This window comes from Methylobacterium sp. 22177 (assembly GCF_052045615.1).
GTDB lineage: Bacteria > Pseudomonadota > Alphaproteobacteria > Rhizobiales > Beijerinckiaceae > Methylobacterium > Methylobacterium radiotolerans.
On the sequence record NZ_JBQEPK010000009.1, the window covers coordinates 11,856 to 29,253 of the forward strand.

Sequence of the window (17,398 nt, forward strand, 5' to 3'; positions counted from 1 at the left end):
CGATGAGCCTCCCCCCCGACACGGCGGCGCTCGCCGCCCCGGCCCTGCCCCCGGACGCGCCGGTCGCGCTGGCGCCGGTCCCCTCCCCCACCCGCCTGATCCTGCGGCGGGGCCTGCGCCACACCGGCTTCCTGATCGGCGCCGGGATCCTCGGGCTGATCGTGCTGGCGGCGCTCGCCGCCCCGCTCATCGCGCCCCACGACCCCTACGCGCAGGACGTATCCCGCCGCCTGATCCCGCCGGTCTGGCAGGCCAAGGGCACCTGGGCGCACGTGCTCGGCACCGACAAGCTCGGCCGCGACTACCTGAGCCGCCTGCTCTACGGCGGCCAGATCTCCCTCCTGATCGGGCTCTCGGCGGCGCTGATCTCCGGGCTGATCGGCACGACGCTGGGGCTCTGCGCCGGCTATTTCGGCGGCTGGGTCGACTCGGTGGTGAGCTACATCGTCACCACGCGGCTCGCCATGCCGGTGGTGCTGGTGGCGCTGGCCATGGCGGCGCTGGTCGGCGGCTCGCTCAAGGTGGTGGTGCTGGTGCTGGGCTTCCTGCTCTGGGACCGCTTCGCCGTGGTGACCCGGGCCGCCACCCAGCAGATCCGCAACCAGGATTTCGTCTCGGCCGCCCGCGCCGCGGGGCTCACGGACCTGCGGATCATCCGCCAGGAGATCCTGCCCAACATCATGAACGCCCTGATCGTCGTGGCGACCCTGGAGATGGCCCACGCGATCCTGCTGGAGGCCGCCCTGTCGTTCCTCGGGCTCGGCGTGCAGCCGCCCCTGCCCTCCTGGGGCCTGATGATCGCCGAGGGCAAGCAGTACATGTTCTTCCAGCCCTGGGTGATCACCATCCCGGGCGTGGCGCTCCTCCTGCTCGTGCTGGCGATCAATCTCCTGGGCGACGGCCTGCGCGACATCACGGCGCCCGAGGCGCGCAATTGATGCCCGCGTCGCTTCGCTGCGCTCGCGATGACGGGTGGGACCGCCCGCGCGCACTAACGACACCCTCTTCCTTCGCCTGAGATCACACCATGACGCGAGACGCCGCCATCGCGCGCGCCACTGACAGCTTCGACTCGGGCGCGTTCCTCGCGCTCCTGCGGGAGGCGGTGGCGATGCCCACCGAGAGCCAGGCCCCCGGCCAGGAAGCGGCGCTCCGCGCCTATCTCGACGCCTTCATCGCGCCCCTCGTCGCCCGCCTCGGCTTCGAGACCCCGGAAATCTTCCCGAACCCGGACGGGGTGCATGGCCCGTTCCTGATCGCCGAGCGGCACGAGGGCGCGGACCTGCCGACCGTGCTGATCTACGGCCACGGCGACACGGTGCGGGGCTATCCCGAGCAGTGGCGGGAAGGGCTCGGGCCCTGGGAGATCGTGGTCGAGGGCGACCGCTGGTACGGACGCGGCACCGCCGACAACAAGGGCCAGCACGTCCTCAACCTCGCCGCCCTGGAGCAGGTGATCGCGGCCCGCGAGGGCCATCTCGGCTTCAACGTGAAGCTGCTGATCGAGATGGGCGAGGAATCGGGCTCCCCGGGCCTGCGGCCGTTCTGCCGGGAGCAGGCCGAGTCCCTGCGCTCCGACGTGCTGATCGCCTCGGACGGCCCCCGCCTCAACGGCGAGCGCCCGACCCTCTTCCTAGGCTCCCGCGGCGCCTACAATTTCGAGCTGAGCCTGAACCTGCGCGAGGGCCCGCACCATTCCGGCAACTGGGGCGGCCTGCTGCGCAACCCCGGCACGGTGCTGGCCTCGGCGATCGCCTCGATGGTCGACGCGCGGGGCAGCATCCTGGTGGACGCCCTGCGGCCGCCGCCGATCCCCGAGGGCGTGCGCGCGGCTTTGGCCGACATCCGCGTCGGCGAGGACCCGACCGCGCCCACGATCGATTCCGACTGGGGCGAGCCGGGCCTCACCCCGGCCGAGCGGGTCTTCGCCTGGAACACGCTGGAGGTGCTGGCCTTCAAGACCGGCGATCCGGACGGCCCGCTCAACGCCGTGCCGCCCCACGCCAAGGCGACCCTGCAGCTGCGCTTCGTGGTCGGCACCGACTGGCAGAACCTGATCCGGAACGTGCGCGCCCATCTCGACGCGCACGGCTTCCCGATGATCGAGGTCAGGCCGGCCCGCGCCGCCGAGGTGTTCCAGGCGACGCGGCTGCCGGTGGAGGATCCCTGGGTCGAGTGGGCGCTCCAGTCGATCGAGGCGAGCTCCGGCAAGAAGCCGGCGCTGCTGCCCAATCTCGGCGGCTCGCTGCCGAACGACGCCTTCTCGGAGATCTTAGGGTTGCCGACCCTCTGGGTGCCGCATTCCTACCCGGCCTGCCGCCAGCACGGGCCCGACGAGCACATGCTCGCCTCCGGCACCCGCGAGGGTCTGGCGATCATGGCCGGGCTGTTCTGGGATCTCGGGCAGGATGGCCCGGACATCCTCCGCCGCCGCGAAGCGAGGGCCTGACACGATGAGCGAGCCGGTCGTCCGCATCCGCGATCTGACGATCGCGCTCCCCAAGGGCGCCGACCGCCCGCACGCGGTCGAGGGCCTGAACCTCGACCTCGAGGCCGGGAAGATCCTGTGCGTGGTCGGGGAATCGGGCTCGGGCAAGTCGATGAGCGCCTACGCGCTGACCGGCCTCCTGCCCCGGGCCCTGAAGCCGACGGCCGGCACGATCCTGTTCGAGGGGCGGGACCTCCTGACCCTCGACGAGCCGGCGTGGCGGTCCCTCCGCGGCCGGCGCATCGCCATGGTGTTCCAAGAGCCGATGACGGCGCTGAACCCGGTGATGCGGATCGGCGACCAGATCGCCGAGATGTTCGAGGCGCACAACCTGCTCACCCGCGGCGAGCGCTGGGCCCGGGCGGTGGCGCTGGCCACCGAGGTCGGCCTGCCGAATCCCGAGGAGGCGGTCCGGGCCTACCCGCACCAGCTCTCCGGCGGCCAGCGGCAGCGGGCGATGATCGCCATGGCGCTGGCGCTGGAGCCCTCGGTGCTGGTCGCCGACGAGCCGACCACGGCGCTCGACGTCACCACCCAGGCCCAGATCCTCCGGCTGATCCGCGACCTGCAGCGGAAGCGCGGGATGAGCGTCCTGTTCATCACCCACGATTTCGGCGTGGTGGCGGAGATCGCCGACCACGTGGCGGTGCTCCAGCGCGGGCGACTCGTCGAGTCCGGCACGGCCGAAGCGGTGCTGCGCAACCCGCAGGCGCCCTACACCAAGGCGCTGCTCGCCGCCGTCCCGAGCCTGACGCCGCCGGCGCGCCCTCCGCTCGCGGCGGCCCCGGTCGCCCTGTCGGTCGCCGGCCTGTCGAAGACCTATGCCGGGCGCTCCGGCCTGTTCGGCAAGCCGCGGGTCGTGGCGGCGGTCAGGCAAGTCTCGTTCGATGTCCGCCGCGGCGAGACATTGGGGATCGTGGGCGAATCCGGCTCGGGCAAGTCGACCACGGCGCGGCTCGCGATCCGGCTGATCGAGCCCGACGGCGGCACGGTGCGCCTGGGTGACCTCGACTACACGGCGCTCAAGAGCGGCGCGCTGCGCGACAAGCGCAGCCGCATCCAGATGATCTTCCAGGACCCGTTCGCGTCGCTGAACCCGCGCCGCACCGTGGAGCAGATCATCACGGCGGGGCCGATCGCCCACGGGGTCCCGGCCGCGGAGGCGCGGGAGCGGGCGCGGAGCCTCCTCGACCTCGTCGGTCTCGATCCGAAGGCCGCTGCCCGCTACCCCAACGCCTTCTCGGGCGGCCAGCGCCAGCGCATCGGCATCGCCCGGGCGCTCGCCATGGAGCCGGACGTGCTGGTGGCCGACGAGGCGGTCTCGGCCCTGGACGTCTCGGTCCAGCGGCAGGTGCTGGATCTCCTGGAGGACCTGAAGCAGCGCCTGTCGCTGGCGATGCTGTTCATCACCCACGACCTGCGGGTGGCCGCCACGATCTGCGACCGGATCGCCGTGATGCACCGCGGCGCCATCGTGGAGATGCGGGGCACCGCGGACCTGTTCGCCGCGCCGGAGCACGCCTACACCCGCACCCTGCTCGCCGCGGTGCCGGGGGCGCACGCGCCCTGAGCCGTGCCGGCCCCGGACAGGCCAATCTGGGACGCAGAGACAAGTTTTTTGGACGGGACTGCCCTGTCCGGATCCTGCGAGTTCAGTAGGATAGCGCCGTTGTCGAGGGTGGAGCACCCCGGCGGATCTACGGCTGCACCCGCTATCCGTCCCCGCCCGCACCTCGCACGGGGACAGGGTTATCGAGCGTGTCGATCTCAGACAAGACCGACGACATCCGGCCGAACCGCAAGCGCAGCGAGGCGGATCTGCCGCCGGTGCTGCGCCGCGGGCGCGAGCACCGGATCGTGCGCTGGATCGGCGCCGCCAACCGCAAGGCACAGCGCTCCGCGGAGGACACCGCGCCCGCCTCCGCGGACAACCGCGTGATCAAGCTGAGCTGGGCCGACACGTTCGGCCGCCCGAGCCGGGCCGAGCCCGGCCGGCCCGCTCCGGGCCCCGCACAGGTGCTGCCGTTCCAGGGGCGCCGGAGCGAGACCGCGCCGCGCTCGACCCGGCGCCGCGCCGCCGATCAGCCGCCGGTGCCCGTCCTGCGCTGATCGACGCGCCCGCCGGGCACACCGAGGCCGATCGCCTTCGCGAGGGCGGAGCGCTGCGCGGCGTAGCCCGGCGCGGTCATCGGGTAATCGTCCGGCAGGCCGTAGCGCTCGCGGTACCGCTCCGGCGTCAGGCCGTGGGCGGTGAGGTGGCGTTTCAGGGTCTTGTAGGTCCGGCCGTCGATGAAGCTGACGATGCCGTCCTCCTGGACCGACTTGCGGATCTGGGCCGGCGTCGGCCGCTCCACGGCCGGCTCGGCGGCCGCCGCGGGCGGCTGCCCGTCGAGGGCCGCCAGGGCCGCGTGCACGCTCGCCATCAGCTCCGGCAGGGCCGTCGGCGGAACGGAATTGTTCGAGACGTAGGCGGCGACGATCTCGCCCACCAGCGTGACCAACCTGAGGCTGTTCTCGGGATTCTTTTCAGGCACTGCGGGAGTCCACACAAAGCTTTCGACGACGGTGCCCGCGGTTCCAAAGCAAAAACCGCGTATGTGTCAAGACGGTCTTGACAGAGAGTCGATCTCCCAAATCGCTTCACGGTGCGGGACGGCCGGCTCGCCGGCGCGAAAGGCCTCGGTCACCTGCACAAAGGTGCCAATCGAAGGCCGGTTACAGGGGTCGGGGGCCCGCGCGGCGGGAAATACCGCGCGCGGCGTCAGCCGATCCCGAGGGCGCGGATCAGGGTGAGGCTGAGGGCGATCAGGACCGCCAGGGAGGCGGTGACCGCGAGGGTGACCCGGCCGCCGACCCGGGCCAGGACACGGACGTCGACCCCGAGGCCGAGGGCGGCCATGGACAGGACCGTGAGCACGCCGGCGAGCTGGGTCAGCGGCTTCACCGCCGGGTCCGGGACGAGGCCCAGGGAGCGCAGGGTGGCCAGCGCCAGGAAGCCGAGGATGAACCAGGGCACCAGCTTGGTGAAGCCCGGACGGGACGGCGCCGGCGGCGCCCCCGCCGCCTGCGGCAGACGCGGGGCGATCAGCGAGAACACCACCACGACGGGGCCGAGCATCAGCACGCGCACCAGCTTGACCAGGGTGCCGACCTGGGTCGACAGCAGGCTCACCGGCACGGTCGCGGCCAGGACCTGCGGCACCGCGTAGACGGTCAGCCCCGCCAGCACCCCGTACTGGTTGTCGGTCATGCCGGCGAGGGGCACGAACAGCGGCAGCCCGAGCACCATCAGCACGCCCAGGACGGCGGTGAACGCGATGGCGGCGGCGATGTCCTTCGCCTCCGCGCCGATCACGGGCGCCACCGCGGCGATGGCCGAGTTGCCGCAGATGGCGTTGCCGCAGGCCACCAGGATCGCCATCCGGGCCGGCAGCCCGAGCGCCCGGCAGATCGCCACGCTGGCGGCGATGCCGAGCACCACGGTTCCGACGATGCCGGCCAGCAGCGCCGGGCCCGAGGCGAGGATCGCCCCGAGGCTCAGGGAGGCGCCGAGCAGCACCACGGCGACCTCGAGGAGCTGCTTGGCCGAGAAGGCGATGCCGGTGCGGAACTGCGCCGGGGGTGTCCAGGCGGTCCGCACCGCGATCCCGATCAGGATCGCCAGGACCAGGGCCTCGATATAGGGGTGGCCGGCGACCCGCTCCTCCACCGCCTGCGCGGCCATCGCCACCGCGGTGATCGCCGCGCACAGCCCGATCCCGGGCAGGACCGAGGCGGCCGTGTCCGACCGGCCGCCCCGGTCGGAGCGCGCCGGCGTCGGGGCCGTCTTGGAGGGGGCTTCAGGACTCACGGGATCGGGCTCCGGGGATCGTCGGCGGAGCCTATAGGAAGAAAACGTTCGCCGCACCCGCGCAACAGAGAAGTTCGATCTCTATTCGAGTGCCATGCGAGAAGACACATCTCGGCGTCCGCCGGAGACAGCGACAGGCCGAGCGCTGCCGGAGCGCTCCGCGTCCCCCCGCGGCGACGCGGGCCGGTGTCGCGCACCGGCCCGCCCCCGCTCAGGCCTGCATGCCCCAGCGCTGGACGGTGCGCCGCTCGATCGTCTGGAAGATCAGGTTCTCGACCACGAGGCCGATCAGGATCACGGTGAGCAGCCCGGCGAACACGTTCGGGATGTCGAGCATGTTCTTGTTCTCGAAGATGAACCAGCCGAGGCCGCCCGCCCCGGACGACACGCCGAAGACCAGCTCGGCGGCGATCAGGGTGCGCCACGCGAAGGCCCAGCCGACCTTCAGGCCGGTGAGGATCGAGGGGAAGGCCGCCGGGATCAGGATCTTGCCGATCAGCCGCGGGCCCGAGAGCCCGTAATTGCGCCCGACCATCTTGAGCGTGCGGCTGACCGACAGGAAGCCCGAATGGGTGTTGAGCGCGATCGCCCAGGTCACCGAGTGGACCAGCACGAAGATCAGGCTGCCGTTGCCCAGGCCGAACCAGATCAGCGCCAGGGGCAGCAGCGCGATCGCCGGCAGCGGGTTGAACATCGACGTCAGGGTCTCGAGGAGGTCGGTCCCGATCCGCGACGCGATGGCGACGCCGGTGAGCAGGGTCGCCAGGGCGACGCCGGCGGCGTAGCCCATGAGCAGCACCTTCAGCGAGCTCCAGGCCCGGGCCGGGAGCGTGCCGTCCGCGATGCCCCGGACGAAGGCCTCCACGGTCGCCGAGAAGGTCGGGAACAGGAGGTCGTTGTCGAGGTAGCGCCCGTAGGCCTCCCAGATCCCGGCGAGGAGCACGAGGATCACGACCTTGCGCAGCCAGGCCTGGTTGTAGAGCCGCTCGGCGACCGACAGCGGCTTCTCCACCACGGTGGCGCCGTGGGCGTGGCCGGTCTCGCGCACGATCTCGGGCCGGCCGGACGGCGGCAGGGGCGACAGGCGCGGCGCGGGGCCGGCCAGCGGGGGGCCGCTCAGGGCTTGCGCGCTAGACATTCTCCGCCTCCTGGATCTCTTCCGAGAACAGCATGTGCTGGATCCGGCCCTCGAGCTGCAGCGCCGCCTCCGGCGTTTCGGCGCTGTTGAGCTCGGCCTTCACCTCGCCGGGATGGGGCGAGAGCAGCAGGATGCGCGAGCCGACCTTGATCGCCTCGGGGATCGAGTGGGTGACGAACAGGACGGTGAAGCGCGTGCCCTCCCACAGCATCAGCAGCTCGTCCTGCATGCGCCGCCGGGTGAGCGCGTCGAGCGCCGCGAAGGGCTCGTCCATCAGCAGGATGTCGGGCTCCATCGCCATGCCGCGGGCGATGGCGACGCGCTGCTTCATGCCGCCCGACAGGGTGTGGGGGTAGCTGTCGGCGAACTTCGTGAGGTTGACCTTGTCGATGTAGAGGTTGGCCCGGTCCAGGGCCTCGCGACCTCTCAGCCGGCCCGAGGCCTCGAGGGCGAAGACCACGTTCTGCCGGACCGTCTTCCACGGCAGGAGCTGGTCGAATTCCTGGAACACCATCATCCGGTCGGGGCCGGGCTCGGTGACCGGGCGCCCCTTCAGGCGGATCTCGCCCTCGGTCGGCGCCATGTAGCCGCCCACCGCCTTGAGCAGGGTTGACTTCCCGCATCCGGACGGCCCGAGCAGGACGAAGCGGTCCCCGGGCCAGACCCGGAAGCTCACCCGGTAGGTGGCCGTGACGAGGTGCTCGGGCGTCTTGTAGCGGAGCGTGACGCCGTCGACCTCCAGCAGAGGCTGACCCGTGTCCATCCATCCTCCCTGGCGCCGCGGCTTGGGCCGCGTTTCGCTGAGCGCCGGAGATGGTCCGACCCTCACGGGAAAGTGTATCGGTCAGTCGAAGAGGCTGTAAAGGTCGATATTTTGTATGCGATAGGACCGAGGTCCTCGGGGCGCGATCCCGGCGCGGTCAGGCCGGGTGCCACCACGCCCCGCGCAGCACCACGCCCTCCGCGGTGATCCGCCGGTCGCCCGTCATGTGCTCGCCCCGGGTGTCGACGTAGTCGAACTCCCCGTCCCGCACCGCCAGCACCGTGGCGTCGCCGAGCGCCCCGACCTTCAGGGTCCCGTACTCCATCCGCTTCAGCGCCACGGCGGCGTTCACCGTGGAGGCGGCGACGACCTCGTCGAGGCTCATGCCCAGGCAGAGCATCTTCGACATGGTGGTGACCTGGTCGAAGGCCGGCCCCTCGATGCAGAGCTGGTGCACGTCGGACGAGATCGTGTCGGGCAGGAAGCCGCCGGCCAGCATGGCCCGCGCCGTCTTGAAGGCGAACGAGCCCTTGCCGTGGCCGATGTCGAAGATCACGCCCCGCGCCCGCGCCTCGCGGAGCGCCGGCTTCACGGCGCCCTGGGCCGTGATCGGGGAGTTCGGGAACGGCCGGAACGCGTGGGTCAGCACGTCGCCGGGCCGCAGCATGGCCAGCACCGCCTCGTAGCTCGGCGGCGGCTCGTCGATATGGGCCATCAGCGGCAGGCCGGTCTCCTCGGCGACCTGCAGCGCGATGTCGAGCGGCGCGGTGCCCTGGTCGCCCGAGGCGTGGCGCCCGACCCGGACCTTGATGCCGACGATCACGTCCCGGTTGGCGTCGGCGACCTCGACCGCCTCGCGCGGTGCCATGAGCCGCGGATCCTCGCTCTCGCCGACCATGATGGTCTTCGAGAAGCCGAAGATCCCCGCGAAGGAGACGTGCAGGTAGGCGAGGATCCGCGCCTGCGACCGCTCGATCACGTGGCTGCGGAAGCCGGCAAAGTTGCCGGGGCCGGCGCTGCCGGTATCGACCGAGGTGGTCACCCCCGAGGTCCGGCAGAATTCGTCGGCGTCGATGCCGAGCGAGGTGCCGCCCCAGTAGACGTGGGTGTGCAGGTCGATCAGGCCCGGGGTGACGATGGCGCCGGCCATGTCGCGGACCTGCGTGCCGGGGCTCGCCTGAAGGTCGCGGCCGAAGCCCGAGACGCGGCCGTCCGCGAAGGCGACGTCGCAGATCCCGTCGTGGTTCTGCGACGGGTCGATGACCCGCGCGCCCTTCAGGATGAGATCGTGCTGCACGAGAGACTCCAGATGTTGGTCGCGGGAATCCGACCCGTCATCGCGCGCGCAGCGAAGCGACCCAGGGATCCGCCACGCTCGGGGACCGCGCGCCGCCCTGGATTGCTTCGCTGCGCTCGCCAGGACGGCGCCGTCAGGCCGCCCGGGCGGGCACGGCCGTGTCGTTGAGGTGGCAGGCGGCGAAGTGGCCGGAGCCCACCGGGTCGAGGCCGGGCACCTCGGTCCGGCAGCGGTCGAAGGCGTGCGGGCAGCGGGTGTGGAAGCGGCAGCCCGACGGCGGGTTGATCGGGCTCGGCACGTCGCCCTTGAGGACGATGCGGGTGCGCCCGGCCCCGGGCTCGGGGATCGGCACCGCCGAGAGCAGGGCCTGGGTGTAGGGGTGCTTGGGCGCCAGGAAGATGTCCCGGCGCGGGCCGATCTCGACGATCTTGCCGAGATACATCACGGCGACGCGGTGGGTCATGTGCTCGACGATGGCGAGGTCGTGCGAGATGAACAGCATCGCGAGGTCGAGCTCGCGCTGCAGGTCGCGCAGCAGGTTGACGATCTGCGCCTTCACCGAGACGTCGAGCGCCGAGACCGCCTCGTCGCAGATGATCAGGTCCGGCTCGGCGGCGAGCGCCCGGGCGATGCCGATGCGCTGGCGCTGCCCGCCCGAGAACTCGTGCGGGAAGCGCCCGAGCGCCTCGCGGGGCAGGCCGACCCGCTCCATCAGGCTGGCCAGCCGGCTCTCCAGGTCGGCGGCGTTGCGGGCCAGCCCGAAGTTGCGGATCGGCTCGGCCAGGATCGCCCGCACCCGCATCCGCGGGTTGAGCGACGAGAACGGGTCCTGGAAGACCATCTGGATGTGGCGCCGCAGGGGCCGGAGCGCCCCGGCCGAGAGGTCGTCGATGCGCTTCCCGCCGAGGACCACCTGTCCGGCGGTGGGCGCGTAGAGGCGCATCAGCGCCTTGGCGACGGTGGACTTGCCGCAGCCGGACTCGCCGACGAGCGAGAGGGTCTCGCCGCGGGCGACCGTGAACGACAGGCCGTCCACCGCCTTGAGCACGCGGCTCTGGCGGCCGAGCAGGCCGCCGCCGAGGGCGAAGTGCTTCTTGAGGTCGTTGACCTCCAGCAGCGTGCGACCGGCGGGTGCGGGGGTGGCGCTCATGCCGCGAGGGCGTCCTTCGGCGCGTAGTGGCAGGCGGCGAGGTGGCCCGGCGCCTTCGGCTCCAGGGCCGGCGCGTAGGCGCGGCACAGGTCGGTCACGTCCGGGCAGCGCCCGGCGAAGACGCAGCCCTCGATCCGACCTTTGAGGCTCGGCACCATGCCGGGGATCTCGGCGAGCCGCGCGTCGGCGCCGTGCTCGACGGCGCCGAGCTTCGGCACCGCCCCCATCAGACCGCGGGTGTAGGGGTGGCGCGGCGACCGGAACAGGTCGCGGACCGGCGCCTCCTCGACCTTGCGGCCGGCATACATCACCACCACCCGGTCGGCGACCTCGGCGACCACGCCGAGATCGTGGGTGATCAGCATGATGGCGGCGCCGACCCGGGCCTTCAGGTCGCGCATCAGGTCGAGGATCTGGGCCTGGATGGTCACGTCGAGCGCCGTGGTCGGCTCGTCGGCGATCAGGAGTTTCGGCGAGCAGGCGAGCGCGATGGCGATCATCACCCGCTGGCGCATGCCGCCGGAGAGCTGGTGCGGGTATTCCCGCACCCGGCGCCGCGGCTCGGGGATGCCGACGAGGGTCAGCATCTCCACCGCCCGCTCCTCGGCCTCCCGGCGGCCGAGGCCCTGGTGCAGCCGCAGGGTCTCGCCGATCTGGCGGCCGACCGTCAGCACCGGGTTCAGCGAGGTCATCGGCTCCTGGAAGATCACGCTGATGTCGTTGCCGCGGATCTTGCGCATGGCGCTGTTCGGCAGGTCGAGGAGGTTCCTGCCCTCGAACTTGATCGCGCCGGCGATGCGGGCCGGCGGCTCGGGCAGGAGCCGCAGGATCGACATCGAGGTCACCGACTTGCCGCAGCCGGACTCGCCCACGATCGCCAGGGTCTCGCCCGACTGGATCGCGAACGAGACCCCGTCCACCGCCCGGTTCACCCCGTCGGGGGTGCGGAAATGGACCTGCAGGTTCTCGATCGACAGAAGGGGGGTGCCGCTCACGCCTGTGCTCATCCCTGTGCTCATCACACGTCCTTCGCCATGCGGGGATCGAGGGCGTCGCGCAGGCCGTCGCCGACGAGGTTCACGGCGAGCACCGTCATCGAGAGGAAGATCGCCGGGAACAGGATGATGTAGAACTTCACCTGCCAGAGGGCCCGGCCCTCGGCCATGATGTTGCCCCAGGACGGCGTCGAGGGCGGCACGCCCGCGCCGATGAACGACAGGATCGCCTCGGTGATCATCGCGGAGGCGCAGATATAGGTCGCCTGCACGGTCATGGGCGCCAGCGTGTTGGGCAGGATGTGGCGCCAGATGATCGCCGGCATCCGGGTGCCCGTGGTCACCGCCGCCTCGACGTAGGGCTGCTCGCGCAGCGACAGCACCACGCCGCGCACGAGGCGGGCGACGCGCGGGATCTCCGCGATGGTGATCGCGATGATCACGTTCTGGACCGAGCCGCGGGTGAGCGCCATCAGCGCGACCGCGAGCAGGATCGGCGGGATCGACATCATGCCGTCGACGACCCGCATGACGATCCCGTCGAGCCAGCGCACCATGCCGGAGACGAGGCCGACCGCCAGCCCGGCGATCGACGCGAGGAACGCCACCGAGAAGCCGACCAGCAGCGAGACCCGGGCGCCGTAGACCACCCGCGAGTAGACGTCGCGGCCGAGCATGTCGGTGCCGAACCAGTACTGCGCCGACGGTGCCCGGGTGCGCTTGGCGGGCGCCAGGGCGGTCGGGTCGACGGTGCCGAGATAAGGCGCGAGCACCGCCATCAGGAAGACGATGAGCAGCAGCACGCCGCCGACCACGATGGTCGGGTTGCGGCGCACGTAGGTCCAGACCTTGCCCCGGCGCTTGCGGGCCGGGATGACGTCCGGCAGCGGCGCCGCGACGGCGAGGCCCGGCGGCGGCGGTGCCTTGGGGACGGCACCGTCGGACGGATTGCCCGCCTGCGGGGCGCTGCTGGGGAAGGGCGCGACGGTCGCGGTCAATAGCGGATCCTCGGGTCGAGCACGGTGTAGAAGAGGTCGATGGCGAGGTTCACGAGCACGTAGACGAAGCTGAACAGCAGCACGACGCCCTGGATGACCGGGTAGTCGCGCCGCAGGATCGCGTCGACGGTGAGGCGCCCGAGGCCGGGGATGGCGAAGACCGTCTCGGTCACCACCGCGCCGCCGATCAGCAACGCGATGCCGATGCCGATCACGGTGACGATCGGCACCGCGGCGTTCTTGAGGGCGTGGACGAACAGGACCGGCCCCTGCGCCAGCCCCTTGGCCCGGGCGGTGCGCACGTAATCCTGCTGGAGCACGTCGAGCATGGTCGCGCGGGTCACCCGGGCGATCAGCGCGATGTAGACGAGGCCCAGCGTCACCGCCGGCAGGATCAGGTTGGACAGCCAGGGCCACAGGCCCTGCTCGATCGGCGTGTAGCCCTGGACCGGCAGCCAGCCAAGCTCGAGGGCGAAGACGTAGGCCAGCACGTAGCCGACCACGAAGACCGGCACCGAGAAGCCCGTCACGGCGAGCCCCATCACGAGGCGGTCGATCAGGCTGCCGGCCTTCCAGGCGGCGACGACGCCGAGCGGCACCGCCACCACGATGGCGAAGACCAGGGTGACGAGCATCAGCGAGACGGTGGGCTGCACCCGCTGGCCGATCATGGTGGTGACCGGCAGGTTGGTGAAGATCGAGGTGCCGAGATCCCCGTGCAGGATCTGCCAGGACCATTCCCAGAACCGCACCAGGAACGGCCGGTCGAGGCCGAGCGTGGCGCGGATGCGGGCGACGTCGTCGGGCGTCGCCTGGTCGCCCGCGATGATCGCCGCCGGGTCGCCGGGGGCGAAGTAGAGGAGGCTGAAGACGAACAGCCCGACCACCGCCATGACCGGGATGGTGGCGAGGATGCGCCTGCCGATATAGCCGAGCATGGGTCCTCGCTATCGTGCGGGCGGGCGGGCGCGGCGGGTAGCGCCGCCCCTGCCCTCATCGCGGGGGCCGACATTCACGCGTCCGGGTCGGGCGCCGACGCTGGCGGCGGAGCGCGACGCGCCCCCTCTCCCGTGCGGGAGCGGGTCGGGGTGCGGGATCGGACGCTTCAGGAGCGCGCGCACCGCCGGCGCACGTGCGGGAGAGGGGCCTCGCGCCTCGTCCCGCGGCCGCGTTGCCGAACGCGCTGTCCGAGGCCGGTAGCCCGCCCGAGAGACCGGGCGGGTCGGGCGGCCCGACTTGGCGAGAGCGGGCGCCATCACGCCTTCGACACGCCCCAGGTGAAGGGGATCGGCCCCTTCACGATGCCCGAGACGTTCTTGCGCCACGCCTGGTAGCCGAGGAAGAACCCGGTGGGCACGTAGACCACGCCCTCGCAGGCGGCGGCGTTGACCTTGTCGATGGCGGCCTTCTCGGCGGCCGGGTCGGCGGCGTCGAACCACTCGGCGATGGCGGTCTCGACCGGCGGGATGCTGGGCCAGCCGAACCACGCCTTGTCGCCGCTCGCCCGCACCGCCGGGTAGCCCGCCGGATTGATGCAGTCGGCGCCCGCGTGCCAGGTGTGGAACATGTTCCAGCCGCCCTGAGACGGCGGCGCCTTGGAGGCCCGGCGGGTGCCGGTCGTGCCCCAGTCGGTGGCGACGAAGTCGACGTTGAAGCCCATCTGCTTCAGGAGGTCGGCGGTGATGTCGCCCTGCGCCTTGGTGATCCCCTGGTCCTGCGCCACGACGCAGACCACCGGCTCGCCCTTGTAGCCGGCCTCCTTGAGCAGCTTCTGGCCGAGCTTGATGTCGCCCTTGCCGACATTGCCGCCGCCCGCCTCGCTGTAGAGGGGCGTCCCCGGCGTGAAGAAGCCCGGCAGCTTCTTCCACAGGCTGTCGTCGTCGCCGACGATCGCCCGCATGTAGTCCTCCTGGCTCATGGCGGTCATGACCGCCTGGCGGATCTTCGGGTTGTCGAAGGGCGGGTGCAGGTGGTTCATCCGGAACGACCCGACATTGCCCAGCGGGTCGGCGATATCGACGTTGAGGTTGGCGTTCTTGCGCAGCAGCGGCACGAGGTCGGAGATCGGGTTCTCCCACCAGTCGACCTCGCCGTTCTGCAGGGCCGCCGACGCGGTGGCAGCGTCCGGCATGATCACCCACTCGACCCGGTCGACCAGCATGCGCTTGCCGCCAGCGAGCCAGGAATTCGGCTCGTCGCGGGGCTTGTAGTCGGTGAAGGTCTCGAACACCGCCCGGGCGCCCGGCACCCACTCGTTGCGGACGAACTTCATCGGGCCCGAGCCGACATACTCGGTGATCTGCGTGAACGGGTCGGTCTTGGCGATCCGCTCCGGCATCATCAGCGCCATCGGCGCGTTGGTCTTGCCCAGCGCGTAGAGCAGCTTCGGGAACGGCTTCTTCAGGCGCCACTGGAAGGTCTTGTCGTCGGTCGCCGCGAGGTCGTCCTGGATCCCGCGGATCATCAGGCCGATCGGGTCCCGGGCCATCCAGCGGGTGAGGCTCGCCACCACGTCCTTGGCCAGCACCGGCTCGCCGTCGTGCCACTTGAGGCCGGGGCGCAGCCGGAAGGTCCAGGTCAGCTTGTCGCCCGAGACCTCCTCGGACTCGACCATCTGGCGCTGCGGCTTCAGCTGCGCGTCGACGCCGTAGAGCATATCCCAGACGAGGGTGCCGGCGTTGCGCACCACGTACTGGGTCCCCCAGATCGGGTCGAAATTGGCGAGGTTCGCCTGCGGCACGAAGCGCAGGACCTTGCCGCCCTGCGCGAGGGCCGGCCGCGCGAGCTGCGGCGCAGCCAAACCGAGCGCAGCCGAACCCTTGAGAAAGGTCCTGCGGTCCATCGTCTTCTCCCTGGCGGTGCGGATCTCAAGCATCGGTCGCCGGCCCGCACCTTGCGGGCGAGTTTGAACGGTTCTGATGCACGGGCGCAATGGCCCGACGTGACAACGCGGCCCGGGCAAGCGCCCACGCCGCCACCGGCCTCGGGGCGACGGCGGCGTGGATGGGGGCTGGGGTGGCGCGGCTCGAACTCACGGGGCGCGTCTCGCAAGCCCCGCGCCAGCCCGACCGTCCCTGCGTTATGTATTCAGGATCGGCGGTCTGTTTCGCGCGCGGTCTCGCGACGGCGCGTCAACCCGGAACCGCCGGGGCGCGGAGGGCCCGCACCGACGGCGGCCCCGGATGTCCGGCTCGCCCGCGGCCCCCGGAAAGGCGGGGAGGCGTGCGCGCACAGGCGCGGGCGCGATGCCGGCGCGACCGCGCCAGAAGTGGGAGGGCCGACCGCGCACCGACTCCGTCCTCGCTCCGCTCCCGCACGGGAACGGGGCGCGTCGTGCCCGGTCCGGGCTCAGCCCACCTGCCGCAGGTGGCCGCCCCGCGCGCCCGGCACCGCCTGCATGGCGCGGATGAAGGCCGCGATCCGGGGCGCGATCACCGCCCGGTAGCGCGAGCCGTTGAACACGCCGTAATGGCCGACGCCGGCCTGGAGGTGGTAGGCCTTGCGTGCCTCGGGCAGGTTCGGCGTCAGGTCGAGGGCCGCCTTGGTCTGGCCGACGCCGGAGATGTCGTCGTTCTCGCCCTCCACCGCCAGGATCGCGCAGCGGCGGACGGCGCCGAGATCGACCGGTGTGCCGCGGTGCTTCATCTGTCCCGTCGGCAGGGCGTGGTCGACGAACACGGTCTGCACGGTCTGGAGGTAGTACTCGGCCGTCAGGTCCATCACGGCGAGGTACTCGTCGTAGAACTCGCGGTGCTTCTCGGCCGAGTCGCCGTCGCCCGTCACCAGATGGTCGAACATGTCCGAATGGGCGGTGACGTGGCGGTCGAGGTTCATCGCCATGAAGCCCGAGAGCTGCAGGAAGCCCGGATAGACCCGGCGCCACGCGCCCGGGTAGATCGGCGGCACGAGGCTGATCGTGTTCTGCTCGAACCACTTCTGACCGCGCTCCTGCGCGAGGCAGTTCACCGCGGTGGGCGAGCGGCGGGTGTCGATCGGGCCGCCCATCAGGGTCATGGAGGTCGGCACCGCCGGCTCGTCGGCCGCCTCCATCAGCGCCACCGCGGCGATCACCGGCACGGCCGGCTGGCAGACCGCCATGACGTGCAGGTCCGGCCCCAGGACCGCGAACATCTCCTGCAGGTAGTCGATGTAGTCGTCCAGATCGAACTGGCCGGCGAAGAGCGGCACCATCCGGGCGTCGGTCCAGTCGGTGATATACACCCGGTGGTTCGGCAGCATCGCCTCGACGGTGCCGCGCAGCAGCGTGGCGTAGTGACCCGACATCGGCGCGACGATCAGCAGCTTGGGCTGCGGCTCCGCGGGGGCCGCCTGGAACGCGCGGTCGAAGGCGATCAGGCGGCAGAACGGCCGCTCCCAGACCACCCGCTCGGTGACCGGGACCGCCGCGCCGTCCACCACCGTCTCGGTGAAGCCGAAGGCGGGCTTGCCGTACTGGCGGGTGACGCGCTCGAACATCTCGCAGCCGGCGCTGACCGCGCGGGCATAGGGTCCGTAGGCCAGGGGGTTGCCCGGCATCTGCAGCCCGTAGCGGGTGAGGTCGGCGGCGACGCGGGCGGGTGCCATCAGGGCGCGCGCGCCCTCGTACAGGGAATAGGCCAGCAGCATCGTCACCTCGCGGTCTCGGTCCGGCCGCGGGCTTCAGAGCCGCGCGACCCATACCCCCTGCAACCCGATTCGGTAGGATAATGCTCCACCCTG

At 71.5% G+C, this 17,398-nt stretch carries 15 protein-coding genes; 4 read left to right on the top strand and 11 right to left on the bottom strand.

Annotation, left to right across the window (positions count from 1 at the left end):
- Positions 1 to 2: 2 nt before the first annotated feature.
- The 4 genes from ACTJK8_RS11115 to ACTJK8_RS11130 all read left to right on the top strand — a co-directional run bounded on the left by ACTJK8_RS11115 (position 3) and on the right by ACTJK8_RS11130 (position 4,597).
- Positions 3 to 938: an ABC transporter permease gene (locus ACTJK8_RS11115; RefSeq protein WP_029358642.1), complete on the top strand. Its 936-nt coding sequence runs from the start codon at positions 3 to 5 to the stop codon at positions 936 to 938.
- Positions 939 to 1,027: 89 nt separating this feature from the next.
- A complete protein-coding gene (locus tag ACTJK8_RS11120; protein ID WP_440761934.1) occupies positions 1,028 to 2,449 on the top strand; it encodes a M20 family metallopeptidase in 1,422 nt (473 codons plus the stop codon).
- A gap of 4 nt (positions 2,450 to 2,453) precedes the next feature.
- Complete coding sequence (locus tag ACTJK8_RS11125; RefSeq protein WP_012321297.1) at positions 2,454 to 4,058, top strand: ABC transporter ATP-binding protein; 1,605 nt, start codon at positions 2,454 to 2,456, stop codon at positions 4,056 to 4,058.
- Between the two features lie 188 nt (positions 4,059 to 4,246).
- Positions 4,247 to 4,597 (top strand): hypothetical protein, encoded by a 351-nt coding sequence (locus ACTJK8_RS11130; protein WP_012321296.1) that lies wholly within the window; start codon positions 4,247 to 4,249, stop codon positions 4,595 to 4,597.
- Here the strand turns inward: ACTJK8_RS11130 and ACTJK8_RS11135 are convergent.
- From ACTJK8_RS11135 to ACTJK8_RS11185, 11 genes are all read right to left on the bottom strand, one after another.
- The gene (locus ACTJK8_RS11135; RefSeq protein ID WP_012321295.1) at positions 4,570 to 5,022 is read right to left on the bottom strand and encodes a MucR family transcriptional regulator; all 453 of its coding nucleotides are present in this window, start codon (positions 5,020 to 5,022) and stop codon (positions 4,570 to 4,572) included. The two genes, ACTJK8_RS11130 and ACTJK8_RS11135, sit on opposite strands and share 28 nt — an antisense overlap.
- A gap of 227 nt (positions 5,023 to 5,249) precedes the next feature.
- Complete coding sequence (locus ACTJK8_RS11140; RefSeq protein WP_024828824.1) at positions 5,250 to 6,338, bottom strand: YeiH family protein; 1,089 nt, start codon at positions 6,336 to 6,338, stop codon at positions 5,250 to 5,252.
- A 211-nt stretch (positions 6,339 to 6,549) separates the two neighbouring features.
- Positions 6,550 to 7,476, bottom strand: a complete 927-nt coding sequence (locus tag ACTJK8_RS11145; protein WP_012321293.1) for an ABC transporter permease — start codon at positions 7,474 to 7,476, stop codon at positions 6,550 to 6,552.
- The gene (locus ACTJK8_RS11150; protein ID WP_012321292.1) at positions 7,469 to 8,239 is read right to left on the bottom strand and encodes an ABC transporter ATP-binding protein; all 771 of its coding nucleotides are present in this window, start codon (positions 8,237 to 8,239) and stop codon (positions 7,469 to 7,471) included. Before ACTJK8_RS11150 ends, ACTJK8_RS11145 begins: the two co-directional genes overlap by 8 nt.
- A gap of 157 nt (positions 8,240 to 8,396) precedes the next feature.
- Complete coding sequence (locus ACTJK8_RS11155; protein ID WP_012321291.1) at positions 8,397 to 9,536, bottom strand: amidohydrolase/deacetylase family metallohydrolase; 1,140 nt, start codon at positions 9,534 to 9,536, stop codon at positions 8,397 to 8,399.
- A gap of 133 nt (positions 9,537 to 9,669) precedes the next feature.
- Entirely contained in the window at positions 9,670 to 10,686 is a 1,017-nt protein-coding gene (locus ACTJK8_RS11160) for an ABC transporter ATP-binding protein (RefSeq protein WP_012321290.1), read from the bottom strand.
- The gene (locus ACTJK8_RS11165) at positions 10,683 to 11,693 is read right to left on the bottom strand and encodes an ABC transporter ATP-binding protein (RefSeq protein ID WP_029358647.1); all 1,011 of its coding nucleotides are present in this window, start codon (positions 11,691 to 11,693) and stop codon (positions 10,683 to 10,685) included. Before ACTJK8_RS11165 ends, ACTJK8_RS11160 begins: the two co-directional genes overlap by 4 nt.
- Before the next feature lie 11 nt (positions 11,694 to 11,704).
- A complete protein-coding gene (locus tag ACTJK8_RS11170; protein WP_440761935.1) occupies positions 11,705 to 12,679 on the bottom strand; it encodes an ABC transporter permease in 975 nt (324 codons plus the stop codon).
- Positions 12,676 to 13,617: an ABC transporter permease gene (locus tag ACTJK8_RS11175; RefSeq protein ID WP_076730208.1), complete on the bottom strand. Its 942-nt coding sequence runs from the start codon at positions 13,615 to 13,617 to the stop codon at positions 12,676 to 12,678. The genes ACTJK8_RS11170 and ACTJK8_RS11175 overlap by 4 nt, the downstream gene beginning before the upstream one ends.
- A gap of 317 nt (positions 13,618 to 13,934) precedes the next feature.
- A complete protein-coding gene (locus tag ACTJK8_RS11180) occupies positions 13,935 to 15,521 on the bottom strand; it encodes an ABC transporter substrate-binding protein (protein ID WP_058607194.1) in 1,587 nt (528 codons plus the stop codon).
- 506 nt (positions 15,522 to 16,027) lie between these two features.
- Entirely contained in the window at positions 16,028 to 17,305 is a 1,278-nt protein-coding gene (locus tag ACTJK8_RS11185; RefSeq protein WP_024828827.1) for a polyhydroxyalkanoate depolymerase, read from the bottom strand.
- Positions 17,306 to 17,398 lie beyond the last annotated feature (93 nt).